Annotated in this window: 17 protein-coding genes and 1 pseudogene; 5 read left to right on the top strand and 13 right to left on the bottom strand. The window is 64.8% G+C overall.

Going from position 1 to position 16391, the window contains the following annotated elements; genetic code table 11:
- Nucleotides 1–12 precede the first annotated feature (12 nt).
- The 5 genes from C2H86_RS08825 to C2H86_RS08805 all read right to left on the bottom strand — a co-directional run bounded on the left by C2H86_RS08825 (nt 13) and on the right by C2H86_RS08805 (nt 4000).
- Complete coding sequence (locus tag C2H86_RS08825; protein WP_159412258.1) at nt 13–648, bottom strand: DUF4136 domain-containing protein; 636 nt, start codon at nt 646–648, stop codon at nt 13–15.
- Between the two features lie 23 nt (nt 649–671).
- Complete coding sequence (locus tag C2H86_RS08820) at nt 672–1421, bottom strand: methyltransferase domain-containing protein (RefSeq protein WP_159412257.1); 750 nt, start codon at nt 1419–1421, stop codon at nt 672–674.
- Nucleotides 1418–1723 carry a MazG-like family protein gene (locus C2H86_RS08815; RefSeq protein ID WP_027920833.1) on the bottom strand — a complete coding sequence of 102 codons (306 nt, stop codon included), beginning with the start codon at nt 1721–1723 and terminating at the stop codon, nt 1418–1420. The genes C2H86_RS08820 and C2H86_RS08815 overlap by 4 nt, the downstream gene beginning before the upstream one ends.
- A gap of 70 nt (nt 1724–1793) precedes the next feature.
- Nucleotides 1794–2645 (bottom strand): MaoC family dehydratase, encoded by an 852-nt coding sequence (locus C2H86_RS08810; RefSeq protein WP_159412256.1) that lies wholly within the window; start codon nt 2643–2645, stop codon nt 1794–1796.
- Between the two features lie 2 nt (nt 2646–2647).
- The gene (locus C2H86_RS08805; protein ID WP_159412255.1) at nt 2648–4000 is read right to left on the bottom strand and encodes a 3-oxoacyl-ACP reductase; all 1353 of its coding nucleotides are present in this window, start codon (nt 3998–4000) and stop codon (nt 2648–2650) included.
- Nucleotides 4001–4118: 118 nt separating this feature from the next.
- Here C2H86_RS08805 and C2H86_RS08800 point away from each other — a divergent pair, with 118 nt between their 5' ends.
- Both C2H86_RS08800 and C2H86_RS08795 read left to right on the top strand, forming a co-directional pair.
- Complete coding sequence (locus tag C2H86_RS08800) at nt 4119–5396, top strand: acetyl-CoA C-acetyltransferase (protein WP_159412254.1); 1278 nt, start codon at nt 4119–4121, stop codon at nt 5394–5396.
- 58 nt (nt 5397–5454) lie between these two features.
- On the top strand, nt 5455–6234 hold the full coding sequence (locus C2H86_RS08795) for an AraC family transcriptional regulator (protein WP_159412253.1): 780 nt from the start codon (nt 5455–5457) through the stop codon (nt 6232–6234).
- Nucleotides 6235–6338: 104 nt separating this feature from the next.
- On the opposite strand, the gene C2H86_RS28645 is transcribed toward C2H86_RS08795, so the two are convergent.
- From C2H86_RS28645 to C2H86_RS08775, 5 genes and pseudogenes are all read right to left on the bottom strand, one after another.
- A complete protein-coding gene (locus tag C2H86_RS28645) occupies nt 6339–7043 on the bottom strand; it encodes a methyl-accepting chemotaxis protein (protein ID WP_430738582.1) in 705 nt (234 codons plus the stop codon).
- Nucleotides 7044–7244: 201 nt separating this feature from the next.
- A pseudogene (locus tag C2H86_RS28640) lies at nt 7245–8126 on the bottom strand (cache domain-containing protein); the annotation flags it as partial.
- Between the two features lie 345 nt (nt 8127–8471).
- Nucleotides 8472–8876, bottom strand: coding sequence for a Cu(I)-responsive transcriptional regulator (cueR, locus tag C2H86_RS08785; RefSeq protein ID WP_110633749.1), 405 nt, complete (start codon nt 8874–8876; stop codon nt 8472–8474).
- Nucleotides 8873–11272, bottom strand: coding sequence for a heavy metal translocating P-type ATPase (locus tag C2H86_RS08780; protein ID WP_159412251.1), 2400 nt, complete (start codon nt 11270–11272; stop codon nt 8873–8875). Before C2H86_RS08780 ends, cueR begins: the two co-directional genes overlap by 4 nt.
- Nucleotides 11273–11323: 51 nt before the next feature.
- Nucleotides 11324–11710, bottom strand: coding sequence for a hypothetical protein (locus tag C2H86_RS08775; RefSeq protein ID WP_159412250.1), 387 nt, complete (start codon nt 11708–11710; stop codon nt 11324–11326).
- Between the two features lie 146 nt (nt 11711–11856).
- Here C2H86_RS08775 and C2H86_RS08770 point away from each other — a divergent pair, with 146 nt between their 5' ends.
- Nucleotides 11857–12054 carry a heavy-metal-associated domain-containing protein gene (locus tag C2H86_RS08770; RefSeq protein WP_159412249.1) on the top strand — a complete coding sequence of 66 codons (198 nt, stop codon included), beginning with the start codon at nt 11857–11859 and terminating at the stop codon, nt 12052–12054.
- Between the two features lie 105 nt (nt 12055–12159).
- Nucleotides 12160–13341 (top strand): multidrug effflux MFS transporter, encoded by a 1182-nt coding sequence (locus C2H86_RS08765; RefSeq protein ID WP_159412248.1) that lies wholly within the window; start codon nt 12160–12162, stop codon nt 13339–13341.
- On the opposite strand, the gene C2H86_RS28335 is transcribed toward C2H86_RS08765, so the two are convergent.
- Entirely contained in the window at nt 13292–13489 is a 198-nt protein-coding gene (locus C2H86_RS28335; protein ID WP_240349693.1) for a hypothetical protein, read from the bottom strand. The two genes, C2H86_RS08765 and C2H86_RS28335, sit on opposite strands and share 50 nt — an antisense overlap.
- Nucleotides 13490–13954: 465 nt before the next feature.
- Here C2H86_RS28335 and C2H86_RS08760 point away from each other — a divergent pair, with 465 nt between their 5' ends.
- Nucleotides 13955–14662: an ArsR/SmtB family transcription factor gene (locus tag C2H86_RS08760; protein ID WP_159412247.1), complete on the top strand. Its 708-nt coding sequence runs from the start codon at nt 13955–13957 to the stop codon at nt 14660–14662.
- Between the two features lie 5 nt (nt 14663–14667).
- Here C2H86_RS08760 and C2H86_RS08755 read toward each other — a convergent pair whose 3' ends face one another.
- Entirely contained in the window at nt 14668–15615 is a 948-nt protein-coding gene (locus C2H86_RS08755) for an adenosine deaminase (RefSeq protein ID WP_159412246.1), read from the bottom strand.
- An 83-nt stretch (nt 15616–15698) separates the two neighbouring features.
- The gene (locus C2H86_RS08750; RefSeq protein ID WP_159412245.1) at nt 15699–16385 is read right to left on the bottom strand and encodes an SDR family oxidoreductase; all 687 of its coding nucleotides are present in this window, start codon (nt 16383–16385) and stop codon (nt 15699–15701) included.
- Between the last annotated feature and the right edge of the window lie 6 nt (nt 16386–16391).

Here is a 16391-nt window from a genome sequence, read left to right as displayed (position 1 = left end):
CTCCGTTAGGCATTAACTGGGAGGATAGCCGCTGAGCGCCTTGTGAACCGATTCGCGCAGGGCGGTCTCGCGATCGCGCGGCGAGCTTTTGTCGCTGCCGCTTTCAGCGCTGGCGCTCCACACCGGCTGGCCGTTGCGGGCATCGAACAGGTCGATGCGCACCACCATCACCTCCACTTCGTAGGTGCGTACGATCGGCACGCTGCCGTAAGCGCCGTAACCGTTGCGGTAGCCGCCGAAGCCGACACCGCCGTAGGGGTACGGGCCGTAATAGGGGTCGTAAGTGTCATAGTCACGCACCTGGCGCAGGCGCCGCTCCAGGCGCATGTCGGCGCTCACCAGCAGGTCGCCGGTGGTGCCCCGTGCAGGGCGCAGGCCATGCTGGTCGAGGGCGCCGCTGACGGCGTCGGCAATCTGTGCCGGGTCGGCGTCGGCATTGCCGCTTGGCAACTGGCCGTTGCGCCAGCTCCAGCTGCGGTAGTGCCCGTAGTCGCGCGGCGCCGCCGGGTAGGCACTGGCGTCGAAAGTGTTTGCCGCTTGTGGAGGGGCTGGCGGCAGCGGGCGGCTGCTGGCCACATAGGGGTTGCTGGCCTGGCAGGCGGCCAGGGTGAGCGGCAGCAAGGCCAGGCACAACAGACGGTACGGCATGTATCCCTCCCGGAGGGGCGCAGTCAGCGGGGGCGGCACATCCAGTGCAGGTAGCGGCCGAGCCCGGCGAAGCTTGGGTGACGGCGGTGGGCCAGTTCCATTTCCAGCAGGTCGAGCAGCTCGGCCTTGTCCTGGAACTCCTTGGGCATGTAGTCGTGGAAGACGCGCACGCCACTTTCGCTTTCGACTTGCCACATCGCTTCAAGTTGCGCCTTGAGCTCCCGGGGATCAAGCGGTTTTTGCGGGGTCAGGCTCTGCTTTTCGCCTTCCAGGCGGTTGCTGCGCAGCTTACGGAAATGGCCCTTGAGCAAGTTGCGGTAGACCAGTGCGTCGCGGTTGTAGAACGCCAGCGAAAGCCAGCCACCCGGGGCAGCCAGCTGGTGCAGTACCGGCAGGATGCTATGCGGTTCGGCCAGCCATTCCAGCACGGCGTGGCATAGCACCAGGTCATAGGGCTCAGTGAGCTGGCCAAGCAGTTCTTGCCAGGGCGCCTGGATGAAGGTTGCCGATTGGCCCGCTTCTGCGAAGCGCGCCCGGGCGCCCTCGAGCATCGGTGCGGCGGGTTCGGCCAGCGTTACCTCGTGCCCGCGCTGGGCCAGCCACAAGGCCATGTGGCCCAGGCCGGCGCCGATGTCGAGCACCCGCAGCGGTCGATCGGGCAGGGCATCGGCCAGGTCGGCCTGGAGCACGGCCAGGCGGATCGCGCCCTTGGCGCCGCCGTAGATTTTCTCGGCAAAACGTGTGGCCAGTTCATCGAAGTGACGGTCGTTCATCGCGCGAAACGCCTCTCGCTGTCGGCCAGCTTGGCTCGCACCACCTGCTCCATGTCCAGGCCCAGCTCGCTGCACAGCAGCAACAGATAAAGGACCACGTCACCGACTTCCTGGCCGGCGTGGGCCAGCTGATCGGCGGGCAACTGGCGCGATTGGTCTTCGCTCAGCCACTGGAAGATTTCCACCAGCTCGGCCATCTCGACGCTGGCGGCCATGGCCAGGTTCTTCGGGCTGTGGAAGCCGCGCCAATCATTGTTGTCGCGGATCTGGTGCAGGCGTTCGGTGAGTTCTTGCAGGTTCATCGGGGTCTGGCTCTCCTAATGCTGCATAGCTTCTGCGCAGGCCCGATGCAAAGCAAGTGCAATGAGGGCGCTAGAGTACTGCCCAGCGCCCGACCATGTGCAGCAACCCAGCATGCCCGTCCAGCCGTAGCTCACCCGCCGGCCCTGCTTCGCTGGCACTCAGGACAACCTCCGATGGCAAACGCACCGGCTTGTGGAAGTCCACCGTGAAGCGATAGCCACTGTTTGGCATGTGCGTACGCAAGGCCGCCAACGCCATGGCGTTGCTCCACATGCCGTGGGCGATGGCCGTGGGGAAGCCGAACAGGCGTGCGCTGATGGCGCTCAGGTGAATCGGATTGTAGTCGCCGCAGACCTTGGCGTAGCGCCGGCCGATATCACCGTCGGCGTACCAGCGGGTAACCTCCGGCAGGGGGCCTGGCTCGGTCTCCTCGCCGTCGTCCGACGGAGCCTCCAGCTTCAGGCCTCGCACCAGCATGCGACTGGTTTCACGCCAGAGCAGGCCAAGGCCATCCTCGGCTTCGGTGACCAGGTCGAAGGTGCCGCCCTTGGCATGCGCCTGCAGATTGTCGGCGTACACCGCAAAGCGCAGCCCGTCGATGCCACCCAGCGGGCGGAGCACGTCGATGCGGTTGTGCAGGTGCACCAGCCCGAGCAACGGGAAGGGGAAGTCGTGGGCGGTCAGCAATTGCAACTGTAGGGTGAAGGCCATCACGTGTGGGTAGGTGCCGGGCAAGCGGCCATCGTCAGTGAAGTGGCAGAGCCGGCGGTAGGCGGCGAGGTTGCCGGGCTCCACGCGGAAGAAACAGCGCAGACCGGCGGCGGGCAGGCTGGCGCCGCTGATCTTGCGTTTGCTGGCGGCGCGCAGGTACAGGCTGGCGCGTGAGTCCGGGCTGTGCAGGTCTTGCCATTGGCGGCTCATGGTCAGGCCCCCATCAAGGCCTGGCCGCAGACGCGCAGCACCTGGCCGTTGACCGCCCCGGAGCCCGGCTGGCTGAGCCAGGCGATGGCCTCGGCGACATCCTGCGGGCGCCCGCCCTGGCCCAGCGAGCTCAGGCGCCGCCCGGCCTCGCGCAGGCCGATGGGCATGGCGGCGGTCATGTGCGTTTCGATGAAGCCGGGCGCCACGGCATTGATGCTGCCGCCGCGCTCGGCGAGCTTCGCTGCCCAGGCTTCGGCGAAACCGATCAGGCCAGCCTTGCTGGCGGCATAGTTGGCCTGGCCGCGGTTGCCGGCAATGCCGCTGACCGACGCCAGCAGGGTAATGCGTGCGTCGTCGCCCAACGCGCCGCCTTCGTACAGGGCTTGGGTCAGCACCTGCGGGGCCTTGAGGTTGACGGCCAGTACCGCATCCCAGTATTCCGGGGTCATGTTGGCCAAGGTCTTGTCGCGGGTGATGCCGGCGTTGTGCACGACGATGTCGATGCCGTCGGGCAGGGCTTCGAGCAGCTTCGCGGCGGCATCGCCGGCGCAGATGTCCAGGCCAAGGGCCTTACCTCCGAGGCGAGCAGCAAGGGCATCGAGTTCCTGCTGGGCCTGGGGCACGTCGAGCAGCATCACCTCGGCACCATCGCGCGCCAGGGTCTCGGCGATGGCGGCGCCGATGCCGCGTGCGGCGCCGGTGACCAGGGCGCGACGGCCACCGAGCGGGCGCGTCCAGTCTTCGACCTGGGTGGCACAGGCCCGCAGGCGCAGGACCTGGCCGGAAACAAAGGCACTCTTGGGTGACAGGAAGAAGCGCAAGGCGCCTTCGAGCTGAGTGTCTGCGCCCGCTGCCACATACAACAACTGCGCGGTGGCGCCGTTGCGCAGCTCTTTGGCCAGCGAACGGCTGAAACCCTCCAGGGCGCGCTGGGCGACGCTGGCCTGCGGGTCGTCGAGACACTCCGGGGCACGCCCAAGGATCACCACGTGGGCACAGGGTGCGAGGCTGCGCAGCAAGGGCTGGAAGAATTCGCGCAACTGCTTCAGCTGGTCGCTGTCGGACAGATGGCTGGCGTCGAACACCACGGCCTTGAGCTTGGGCCCCAGGCCCGCGACCCAGGCGGGCGCCTGCAGGCCGTCGCCATTGAAGCTGAACAGCGCTTCGGTCAGGCGCGGGCCGATGGCCTCGACCTGGTTTGCCAGTGGCCCGCCACCCACCACCAGCGCACCCTCCACCGGCCGCAGGCGGCCCGCCTGCCAGCGCTCCAGCGGCGCCGGGCGCGGCAGGCCAAGGGCATCGACGAGGCGGCGCCCGAGGTTGGAGTTGGCAAAACCGAGATAGCGATCGCTCATGTGCGGGTCTCCCTGAAGGCAAGCTTGCAAGTGTGGACCAACTTTGTGGCAAGGTCGTTCGAATGCGGCAAAAACACCTAGGCTGTACGGATCAAATTGTTTCAGGAGGAACAAGCGCATGGGTTCAACTCGCCGGGTCGCGATCCTGGGCGGCAACCGTATTCCCTTCGCCCGCTCCAACGGCGCCTACGCTTCCGCCAGCAACCAGGCGATGCTGACCGCAGCCCTGGAAGGCTTGATCGAGCGTTATCGCCTGCACGGGCTGCGCTTGGGCGAAGTGGTGGCAGGGGCGGTGCTCAAGCACTCACGGGACATGAGCCTGACACGCGAATGCGTGCTCGGCTCGCGCCTGTCGCCGCAGACGCCGGCCTACGACATTCAGCAGGCCTGCGGCACAGGCCTGGAAGCGGCGCTGCTGGTGGCCAACAAGATTGCCCTCGGGCAGATCGACTGTGGCATCGCCGGTGGCGTGGACACCACGTCCGACGCCCCCATCGGCGTCAACGAGGGGCTACGACGCATCCTCTTGCAGGCCAATCGCGGCAAGACATTGGCTGAGCGACTCAAACCGTTCCTGCAGTTGCGCCCAAGCCACCTGAAACCCGAACTGCCGCGCAATGGCGAGCCCCGCACCGGGCTGTCGATGGGCGAGCATTGTGAACGCATGGCGCAAACCTGGGCGATTGGCCGCGCCGAGCAGGACGCGCTGGCGCTGCACAGCCACCAACAGCTGGCGGCCTCGTACAACGAGGGCTGGCAGAATGACCTGCTGACGCCCTTCCTGGGCCTCACCCGTGACAACAACCTGCGCACGGACCTGACCTTGGAGCAACTGGCCGGGCTCAAGCCGTCATTCGACCGCAGCGGCCTGGGCACGCTGACGCCGGGCAACTCCACGCCGCTCACCGATGGCGCCTCCATGGTGCTGCTTGGCAGCGAGCAATGGGCACAGCAGCAGGGGCTGCCGGTGCTGGCCTACCTGGTCGATGGCGAAACCGCCGCCGTGGATTTCGTCACCGGGCGCGAAGGGCTGCTGATGGCGCCAGTGTATGCAGTGCCACGCCTGTTGGCGCGCAATGGCCTGACCTTGCAGGACTTCGATTACTACGAAATCCACGAAGCCTTTGCCGCGCAGGTATTGTGCACCCTGAAAGCCTGGGAGGATGCCGAGTATTGCCGTGAACGGCTGGGGCTGGATGCACCGCTTGGGGCCATCGACCGCAGCAAGCTCAACATTAAGGGCAGTTCGCTGGCAGCCGGCCATCCCTTCGCGGCTACCGGCGGGCGGATCTTGGCCAATTTGGCGAAGTTGCTGGCCAAGGCCGGAAAAGGGCGTGGCCTGATATCCATCTGCGCAGCCGGTGGGCAAGGGGTCACGGTGATCGTCGAGCGCTGAACGAAGGGCGGTACCGATCTCTGTTAGGCTTGTCTGCTCAGAACTACAAGAATTAACTATGCAGACGATCGGACATCCCCGTGCCATTCCTGCCCTGGACCAGCTGCCCAGGCCTTTGTACGCCCGCGCCGAAAGTCTCGGCGCCGGCTCCTGGACGACGCGCCATAGCCACGACTGGGTGCAGTTTTCCTACGCCATCAGTGGTGTATTGGGGGTGTATACCGACGATGGCAGCTACTTCGCCCCGCCGCAGTGGGGCGTGTGGATACCGGCCGGTGCCGAACATGAAGTGGTGACGTCCGGGCAGGCCGAAATGCGCAGCCTGTATATCCGCCGTGATGCCTGCCCGTGGGCGCCGGCGCAATGCCGGGTACTGGAGGTGACAGCACTGGCACGGGAGCTGATCAAGCAGTTCTGCCTGTTCCCGGCTGAATACGCCGAGGGTGACAGTGTCGAAGGTCGTCTGGTGGCTGTTCTGCTCGATCAGTTGCGCACCTTGCCCGAGGTCGGGTTCTCCCTGCCGCTACCGCGGCATCCGGGGCTGTTGGCGTTGTGCAATGGGCTGATAGCCGCGCCGGATCAGGTGCAGACGTTGCAGCAGTGGGCGGTGCAGCTGGGGTGCTCGGAAAAGACCTTGATGCGGCTGTTCCAGCGCCAGACCGGGTTGAGTTTTCGTAACTGGCGCCAGCGGATGCGGCTGCTGTCGTCGCTGGCATTGCTGGAGGCGGGGGAAAGTGTGACCGAGGCGGCGTTGGGTTGTGGCTATGATTCAACTTCGGCTTATATTGCGGCCTTCAAGCAGTTGTTCGGGGCGACTCCGGGTGAACTGAAACTATGATGTTGCCTGTAGCGGCCTCTTCGCGGGGCAAGCCCGCTCCTACAGGGATGGTGTCAATCCTGTAGGAGCGGGCTTGCCCCGCGAAGAGGCCGCTACAGGAGGACTCAGGTGCGGAAGCGACGCACCAGCGAGTCCAGTTCATTGGACAGCCCGGCCAGGCTCTCGGAGTCCTGACGCGCCGCCTGGGCCAGTTCCGCCACCAACTGCGCATCGCCATGAATCTGGCTGATATGGCGGTTGATGTCTTCGGCCACCTGGTGCTGTTCTTCCGCCGCCGTGGCGATCTGCGTGTTCATGTCGCGAATGATGTCCACCGACTCGCGAATCTGCCCGAAACTGTCACGGGCCAGACCAATGCGGCTGACCGACTGCTGCGACACCTCCAGGCTGGCATGCATCTGCTCGGCCACTTCGGCGGTGCGGCTGGCCAGGTTACCCAGCAGGCCATCGATTTCGGCCGTGGAGTCGGCCGTGCGCTTGGCCAGTGCCCGTACCTCGTCGGCCACCACGGCAAAGCCACGGCCCTGCTCCCCGGCCCGGGCTGCTTCGATCGCTGCGTTGAGTGCCAGCAGGTTGGTCTGCTCGGCAATCGAGCGAATGGTGCCGAGGATCGACTGGATGGCGTTGCTGTCGCGCTCCAGTTGCTGGATCGACTGGGCCGACTGCTCGATCTCCTGGCTCAGGCGGTCGACGCTGCTGACTGCTGCGTCGATCTGCTGCTGGCCTTCGCGGGCCTGCTGCTGGCCGCTGTCGGCCGATTGCGCGGCCTGGCTGCAGGAACGGGCCACTTCGTTGGCGGTGGCGACCATTTCGTGGAATGCGGTGGAGACCATGTCCACGGCTTCACGCTGGCGCCCGGCAGCCTCGGCCATGTCGCTGGAGACCCGGGTGGAGCTGCTGGAGGTGCTGAGGATCTTGCTGGCAGCCGAGCCGATGTGCTGGATCAGGCTGCGGATGGCACCCAGGAACTGGTTGAACCAGTTGGCCAGTTGCGCGGTTTCGTCGCGCCCGCGCACGTCCAGGTTGCGGGTCAGGTCGCCTTCGCCCTGGGCAATGTCTTCCAGGCCGCTGGTGACGCTGTTGATCGGGCGCACGATGAGTTTGGCAAAGGCGGTGCCGACCACGGCGAACAGGGCCGCCAGCACCAGTGCGACCGCACCGATCAGCCAGGTCAGGCGGGTGGTGGTCTGCATCACTTCGCCTTGCTGGATCAGGCCGATGAAGGTCCAGCCCAGTTTCTCGTCGGGGTAGACGTTGGCCATGTAGCGCTCGCCGTTGATCTCGACTTCGACCAGGCCCTTGCCGGCCTTGGCCAGTTCGGCATAACCCTCACCGAAGCTGCCCAGCTGCTTGAAGTTGTGGCTGGCGTCGCGTGGGTCGACCATCACGTTGCCGTTGCTTTCCACCAGCATCAGGTAGCCGCTTTCGCCCAGCTTGATCTGCTTGACGATCTCGGTCAGGCCCTTGAGCGACACGTCGATGTTGACCACGCCACCGGGGTTGCCGAGCTGGTTGGCCACGGCGCGCACGGTGCTGATCAGCACGGCATCGTCGGCAGCCCAGTAATAGGCACCGGTGCGCACGGTCTTGCCGGGGTTGGCCATGGCCAGCTGGTACCACGGGCGTGGGCGCGGGTCGTAGTTGACGAACTTTTGCCCGGCCGGCCAGCCAACGTAGCCGCCATCACTCACGCCGTAGGAAACGTAGGCATAGCCTGGGTGGGATTCTGCCAGACGGGTGAAGAATTCCAGCAGTTGCTTGTCTTGATCGCCCAGCTCGTAGGATGGGGTGGCGCTCATGAACTTGTTCAGGTTGTTACCGGTGGCCGCCACCATCGGTTGCGACGCCAGGTAGGCGACGTTCTGGTCGATGCCCTGGAAGAAGATGTTCATCGCGTTGCTGACCTGGCGGATTTCCCGGCTGCTGCTGTCGAGGAAGCCGTCGCGGGCTTCACCGCGCAGGTTGATCACCACCAAGGTGGCCACGAGGACGATGGGCAAGCCCGCGATGATCGCGAACGCCCAGGTCAGTTTCTGTTTGATGTTCATCGACGCTCCCGGAATTTATTTTTTGCACGCGAGGCAGGTAGCAACTACATCGGCAGCGTCCGGGGATTAATTAGCGAAAGTGCCCGTATTTATTGGGTGAAGTCGCATTTGGCGACTATTCGGTCGGCTTTGGGCTAATATGGCATACCAAAATGCTGTGGCGTGCTGATGACAGCACGCCACACGCCCTCAATGGCAGCACCCTGCTCCATTGGCCAGGTCTTTCAGGATCGGGCAATCCGGGCGGTCATCCCCTTGGCAGTGGGCAACCAGGTCACCCAGGGTGTCACGCAGGCTCACCAGTTCCTCGATACGCCGGTTCAGCTCATCGATATGCTGCATGGCCAGGGCCTTGACGTCGGCGCTGGCACGTCCGCGGTCCTGCCACAGGGTCAGCAGCTTGCCTACTTCTTCCAGGGAAAACCCGAGGTCACGGGAGCGTTTGATGAAGGCCAGGCTGTGCAAGTCCTCGGCCTGGTACAAGCGATAGCCGCTGTCGCTGCGGGTGGCCGGCTTGAGCAGGCCGATGGATTCGTAATAGCGGATCATCTTGGTACTGAGCCCGCTGCGGCGGGCGGCCTGGCCAATGTTCATCGGGCCTCCTGCGAGGTGCTGGTGGGTTTCCAGGTCTTCAGCCACAAGGCATTGCTGACCACGCTGACGCTGGACAGCGCCATGGCGGCGCCGGCCAGTACCGGGTTGAGATAGCCCAGTGCGGCCAGGGGAATGCCGATCAGGTTATAGATGAAGGCCCAGAACAGGTTCTGACGGATTTTTGCGTAGGTCTTGCGGCTGATTTCCAGCGCGGCAGGCACCAGCCGTGGGTCACCGCGCATCAAGGTGATACCGGCAGCCTGCATGGCCACGTCGGTGCCACCGCCCATGGCGATACCAATATCGGCAGCGGCCAGGGCCGGGGCATCATTGATGCCGTCGCCGACCATCGCCACCACGCCATCCTTTTTCAGGGCTGTCACGGTGGCGGCCTTGTCGGCTGGCAGCACTTCGGCGTGCACGTCGTCGATGCCGAGGGCATCGGCCACCACCTTGGCACTGCCGCGGTTGTCGCCGGTCAGCAGGTGGCTGCTGATGTGGCGGGCGTGCAAGGCGGCAATGGCCTGCTCGGCGCCCGGCTTGAGGCTGTCGCCGAAGGCGAACAGGCCGAGCACGCGAGGCGTTGCACCCTGTTCGATCAGCCACGACAGGGTGCGGCCTTCGGCTTCCCAGGCTTGAGCCTTGGCGGCCAGTTCGCCGGGTTGCAGATTGCTTTCGTCGAGCAGGCGCCGGTTGCCCAGCGCCAGTTCGCGGCCTTCCACATGCCCGGCAATACCGCGACCGGTGAGCGACTGGCTGTCAGTGACGGCGGGTACTTCCAGGCCCTGCTCGGCGCAGGCATCCAGCACCGCCTTGGCCAACGGATGTTCGCTGCCGCGCTGCAGGGCACCGGCGAGGCGATGCAAGGCTGCGTTGTCACCGACCATCGCCTGGCTGTGAACGACGCGCGGGCTGCCTGAAGTGAGGGTGCCGGTCTTGTCGAACACCACGCGATTGACCGCATGGGCACGTTCCAGGGCTTCGGCGTCCTTGATCAGGATGCCATGGCGGGCGGCGACGCCGGTGCCGGCCATGATCGCTGCGGGTGTGGCCAGGCCCAGGGCGCAGGGGCAGGCGATCACCAGTACGGCGACCGCATTGATCAGCGCGGTCTCCAGCGGTGCACCGGCCAGCCACCAGCCAATCAAGGTGAGCAGTGCCAGCACCAGCACGGCGGGCACGAACACTTGGCTGACCCGGTCGACCAGCTTCTGGATCGGCGCCTTGGCGGCTTGGGCGTCTTCGACCAGGCGGATGATCCGGGCCAGTACGGTTTCCGTGCCCAGCGCCTGGGTCCGCACCAGCAGCCGTCCTTCACCGTTGATGGCACCACCGGTGACGCTGTCGCCGGGCTGTTTGGGTACCGGCAGGCTCTCGCCGCTGATCAGCGCTTCATCGGCATGGCTGCTGCCTTCCTCCACCGCGCCGTCAACCGGGAAGCGTTCGCCGGGCTTGACCATTACCAGGTCGCCGAGGCGCAGCTGGGCAATCGCCACGTCCTCTTCGCGGCCGTCGATGACGCGTACGGCACGCTCCGGGCGCAGGGCTTCGAGGGCGCGGATGGCGCTGGCAGTCTGGCGCTTGGCCCGGCTTTCGAGGTATTTGCCCAGCAGTACCAGGGCGATGACCACCGCCGAAGCCTCAAAGTAAAGGTGAGGGGCCATTCCGGTCGGGGCCGTGGCCCATTGGTACAGGCTCAGGCCATAACCCGCGCTGGTGCCCAGGGCGACCAGCAGGTCCATGTTGCCGGCCCCGGCCCGCACGGCTTTGCAGGCGGCTTTGTAGAAGCGTGCGCCGAGAATGAACTGCACCGGGGTGGCCAGTGCGAACTGCGCCCAGGCGGGCAGCATCCAGTGAAGGCCGAAGGGCTGCACCAACATCGGTAGCACCAATGGCAGGGCCAGCAGCAGCGCGGCAGCGACAGCCAGACGTTCGTTGCGCAGGCGTCGTTGGGCGTCCTGCTGATCATCCTCGGCCGCTTGCGGCAGGCTGGCGCTGTAACCGGCCTTTTCGACAGCGGCAATCAGTTGCTGGTCATCAAGCGCCCGCAGAACTTCAAGGTGGGCACGTTCGCTGGCCAGGTTGACGCTGACCTGCTCAACCCCCGGCAGTTTGCCGAGGGCGCGCTCGACGCGGCCGACGCAGCTGGCGCAGGTCATGCCGCCGATCTGCAGTTCCAGGGTTCGGGTCGGCACGCCATAGCCGGCGCCGCGCACGGCTTCGACCAGGGCTGGCAGGCTGTCGGCCGGGGCCTGGACCCTGGCCTGTTCGGTGGCGAGGTTGACGCTGACCTGATCAGCGCCGCTGACTTTACGCAGGGCGCGCTCGACACGGCCAGCGCAGCTGGCGCAGGTCATGCCGGAGATCGGCAGGTCGAACGTAGTAGATGCGGGCATGACGCTCCTCCTTGGCAGGGCTTCAGCATCAACCTTGCCACGCAGGGAAGGTCAATAGCCCAGGCCGGCTCGCTTCAATTCAAGGCCATTGTGGCCCATGGCGATCCGGTACTTGGTGATCTGGCCCGCTTGCAGGTTGAGCCGCGTGCTGCGTTGATCCTCGATACCGGGAGCACAGCCAGGCATCTGCCCGGGCAGCAGGCGCAGGCGGACGTCGACCGGGCCTGCCGGTAGGTTGAAGGACGTGGACTGTTCCTGGAAGACGCGGCCGGAGAGCTGATCGTTGAGGTACACGCCGATTTCGCAGCTGGTGGCCACTTCCAGGCGTTCCCGGGAAATGATCAGCACGCTGTAGTCCGAGTTGCCCTCGGCGCTTGCCGGTGGCACTGCGGCCAGCGCGGCCAACAGCCCGACAACACCCACTGCTGTCCTGAACATGAAGAATCTCCTGCTTGCACAAATCGTCAAAGGCGCAGCTTGGCCGAGGTCCGCGCGGATTTCCAGCCCGGCCGTTTCATGCAGAACTTGACCTTGCCCCGATGGCAAGCTTGAAACTGCGCAAAACCCTGAAGGAGGCAGTACCCATGCAAGTGTTCAATGTTCAAGGCATGACCTGTGGCCATTGCGTGAAAGCAGTGACTCGCGCGGTACAGGAGCAGGATGCGCAGGCCACGGTGGAAGTCGATCTGCCTGGCAAGAAAGTGCGTGTGCAAAGCTCGCTGGCTGCTGAGCAGGTGTTGGCGGCTATTCGTGAGGAAGGCTACCAGGCTGAAGTGGCCTGAGCCGAAGGGCCGCAATGCGGCCCTGTTTTGTTGCAAATGTTTTCATGCTGAGGGTGGCCACTGCAGGTAGACTTAGCGGCTTGCTTAGCCTGCTATGGATTCCTGATGAACCTGCGAATGGTGCTGATTCTGGGCGCACTGAGTGCGTTCGGGCCCTTGGCGATCGATTTCTACCTGCCCGCCTTCCCGGCGATGGCGCAGGCGTTCGCCACCGATGAAAAACATGTACAGGCCACCCTGGCGGCCTATTTCCTCGGCCTGTCGATCGGCCAGCTGGCCTACGGGCCGGTGGCTGACCGCTTTGGCCGACGCAAGCCGTTGCTGTTCGGTGTGGCGCTGTTCACCCTGGCCTCCTTGGCCTGTGCCTACGCCCCTAACCTCGACACCTTGATCGTGGCGCGATTTGTCCAGGCACTGGGTGGTTGCGCTGGCATGGTGCTGTCGCGGGCCATTGTCAGTGACAAATGCGACCCGGTGGCATCGGCCAAGGTGTTCTCGCAGTTGATGCTGGTCATGGGCCTGGCGCCGATTCTGGCGCCGATGCTGGGTGGGGTCCTGGTGAACGTGGCTGGCTGGCAGTCGATCTTCCTGGCGCTGAGCCTGTTCAGTGCGGCCAGCCTGCTGGCGGTAAGCCTGGGCCTGCCGGAGAGCCTGCCGGCGCATATGCCGCGCCAGCCGTTGTCAGGTGCATTGCGCCAGTACCTGCGGTTGTTGGCTGATCGCGTGTTCATTGGCCACGCCTTGACCGGAGGCATCGCCATTGCCGGGATGTTTGCCTACATCGCCGGTTCGCCTTTCGTATTCATCAAGCTCTATGGCGTCCCTGCGGAACACTATGGCTGGCTGTTTGGTACCAACGCCGCCGGCTTCATTCTGGTAGCCCAGGTCAACGCGCGCCTATTGGCCAAGCGCGGCCCGGCATTTCTGCTGGTGCGGGCAGTCTGGCTCTACCTGGCGGCGGGCCTGGTACTGCTGGGCGTGGCAGCTCTGCGCCCGGCACAGTTGTGGCCATTGCTGGTGCCGCTGTTCGTCTGCATTGCCAGTCTGGGTTGCATCATCCCCAACGCTTCGGCTTGCGCCATGAGCGGCCAGGGCGCGCGGGCAGGCAGCGCGTCTGCACTGATGGGCTGCCTGCAGTTCAGCGTCGCGGCCGGCGCGGCGTCGCTGGTCGGCGTGCTGCATGACGGTAGTGCCGTACCCATGACCTTGGTGATCAGCCTGTGCGGGGCGCTGGTGGTCAGTGTCGCGCTGTTGACCCGGCGTTTGCAGGCCACGCGTCCGGCATGAGCGGGTGAGGTGCCTGCAGGCGGGTTTCCAGGGTGGCGACGAAGGCACGTGCTTCTGCCTCGCTGCGGAAACTCACCACGTGCTGGTCGAGCCTCACCTGCCACGGGCAGTTGGGGTTGCGGTTCGACGCACTGACGACAATCTTCATCGCGGCATACCTCCGAAAGGGTGGGAGAGCGGATGTAGTGTAGCGCTGCTACCCCCCCGCGCCATGAGTTGCATCAGTGCCCTGACTGGCGGTCAGGGCATAGTTCCCAATGGCTTGTCCGACGTTTCCGCGGTTAATGCCTGGAGGGTTGTAGAAGCTTCGCTCTGATTTGAGCTATTTGAGGAAGCTCGCTGTCAGCAGAGTCGCTGCTTGCTCTGGGCCATTTTTCCTCATGCCTTGTATTTTCCTCTCTGCGTCACTTGTGGTGACTTCTCATGCGGCGATGACTCGTTTGAGGGGGGCCATACCCATCGCTGGATCAGCCTGTCGAGCCGTGTGCGGGGCTGCCGGAAGGGACGCGACTGCGGCTTATACTGGCGCCTGAGCAGTTTGCCAGGGGGCGATCAGCGTAGCCAAAGCTGGCCTCTGGAAACCAGAAGTGATCAAGCGGGGAGATACAGGGACATGAATGCAGTCAGCAGTATCAGTCAGATTGCCGGCCTGATGGCCGACCCCAAGCGCAGCGCGATGTTGTGGGCGTTGATCGATGGCACACCGCGGCCGACCGATGAGCTGGCGATGATGGCCGGGCTGACTTCGTCTTCGGCCTGTGCCCACCTGTCGTTGCTGTCTTCGGCCGGTCTGCTCAGGCTTGAGGCGCGCGGGCGCAAACGCTATTTCAGGCTCGCGACACCCCAGGTGGGTGTAGCCGTCGAGGCCTTGGCCAGCGTGCAGTTGGCGTCAGAAAAGAGGCCGCGTTCAGAAGCGCTGCAATTGCCGATGTCGATGCGCAGGGCACGCCGCTGTGGTGAACACCTTGGGGGCGAGTTGGCGGGTGAGCTGTATCACCGGCTGGTGGTGGCGGGTTGGCTGGAGGGCAGCGAGCGGGAGCTGATGGTCAGCGAGGAGGGGCGCACGCAGCTGGCTGTCATCGGCGTCTACATCGATGCGCTGGCAGCGCGGCGGCAGCGTGGCTGTGTGATCTGCCATTGCAATGAGTGGAGCGACCAAGGGCCGCACTTGGGCGGCAGCCTTGGTCAGGCATTGCTCAAACTGTTTCTGCAGTCTGGCTGGATACGCGAGCCTGAAGGCACGCGGGTGCTGCAGATTTCCGCCGAGGGTGTGCAGCAGATCAACCGCATCGCGCGCGTGACGGCTCTGCAGGTCGGCTGACGGCCTTAGACCAGGCGGGCATCCAGGCTGTTCTGTGCGAGGCGGCGGGCCTGGTCCTCGGTCATGCCCAGGTGGGTGTGCAAGGCGTGGAAGTTCTCGGTGACGTAGCCGCCGAAGTAGGCTGGGTCATCCGAGTTCACCGTCACCTTCACACCACGCTCGAGCATGTCGAGGATGTTGTGCTGGCTCATGTGGTCGAACACGCAAAGCTTGGTGTTCGACAATGGGCAGACGGTGAGCGGGATCTGCTCGTCGATGATGCGTTGCATCAGGCGTTCGTCTTCGATGGCGCGCACGCCGTGGTCGATGCGCTTGATCTTCAGCAGGTCGAGGGCTTCCCAGATGTATTCGGGTGGGCCTTCCTCACCGGCGTGGGCCACGGCCACGAAACCTTCGCTGCGGGCACGATCGAACACACGCTGGAACTTGCTTGGCGGGTGACCCATTTCCGAGCTGTCCAGGCCGACGGCGATGAACGCGTCGCGGAAGGGCAGGGCTTGGTCGAGGGTCTTTTGCGCTTCCTCTTCGCTGAGGTGGCGCAGGAAGCTCAGGATCAGGCCGCTGCTGATACCCAGTTGCTCACGACCGTCCTTCAGCGCATGGTTGATGCCATTGAGCACGACTTCGAACGGGATGCCGCGGTCGGTGTGGGTCTGTGGGTCGAAGAACGGTTCGGTGTGGATGACATTCTGCGCCTTGCAGCGTTGCAGGTAGGCCCAGGTCAGGTCGTAGAAGTCCTGCTCGGTGCGCAGCACGTCCGCGCCCTGGTAATACAGGTCGAGGAACTCCTGCAGGTTGTTGAAGGCGTAGGCGCTGCGCAGGGTTTCCACGTCGTTCCACGGCAGGGCAATCTTGTTGCGCTCGGCCAGGGCGAACAACAGCTCGGGCTCCAGCGAACCTTCAAGGTGCAGGTGCAACTCGGCCTTGGGTAGGGCATTCAGCCAGTCATACATAGGGGGATGTCTCGAATCAGGTACGGTTGCCGCCATTCTACAGGGCCTGGCCGGGCATTGCGCCCGGCCGGTCGGTATTCACCTCACCACGTTAGCGACTCGCCTTTGTAGTTTATGAAGCGCAGGCCGCCTTGGCCGCTTTGCGCCTTGATCTGTTCGAGCATGCCGCGGGTGCTGGTGAGCACATCGATTTCGGCGTTTTCGCCGCCCATGTCGGTCTTCACCCAGCCCGGGTGCATGGCCAGCACGCACAGGTCGGGGCGCTGCAGTTCGACTACGAAACTGTTGATCATCGAATTGAGCGCGGCCTTGCTGGCCTTGTACAGGCATATCTCGCCACCGTCGGGGATGGTCACGCTGCCGAGGATCGAACTCATGAACGCCAGCACGCCGCTGCCTTCCCGCACTTGGCCGGCCAGGCGGCGGGCGACGCGGATCGGGGCCACGGCATTGGTCATGAACAGGTCGCCGATGGCTTGGGGCTGCACGGTTTCCAGGTCTTGCGGCAGTGGGCCCATGACCCCGGCGTTGACGAAGACCAGGTCGAACACTTCACCTTGCAGGCGTTGCTTGAGGCTGTCGAGCTGGGCGGTGTCGTTCATTTCCAGCTGCTCGATGCGCACGCCGGGTACATCGGCAAGGGCGCCTGGCTGTTGTGGGTTGCGTACGGTGGCTGTGATGTTCCAGCCGTCTTCTTGCAGGCGTTGTACCAAGCCCAGGCCAAGGCCGCGGGAGGCACCGATGATGAGGGCGGTTCTTGAGGTAGCCATGTGAGC

Origin of the sequence: Pseudomonas putida (genome assembly GCF_009883635.2) — a bacterium.
In the GTDB taxonomy this organism is placed as follows: domain Bacteria; phylum Pseudomonadota; class Gammaproteobacteria; order Pseudomonadales; family Pseudomonadaceae; genus Aquipseudomonas; species Aquipseudomonas putida_W.
This window is presented reverse-complemented; position numbering and strand designations above follow the sequence as displayed.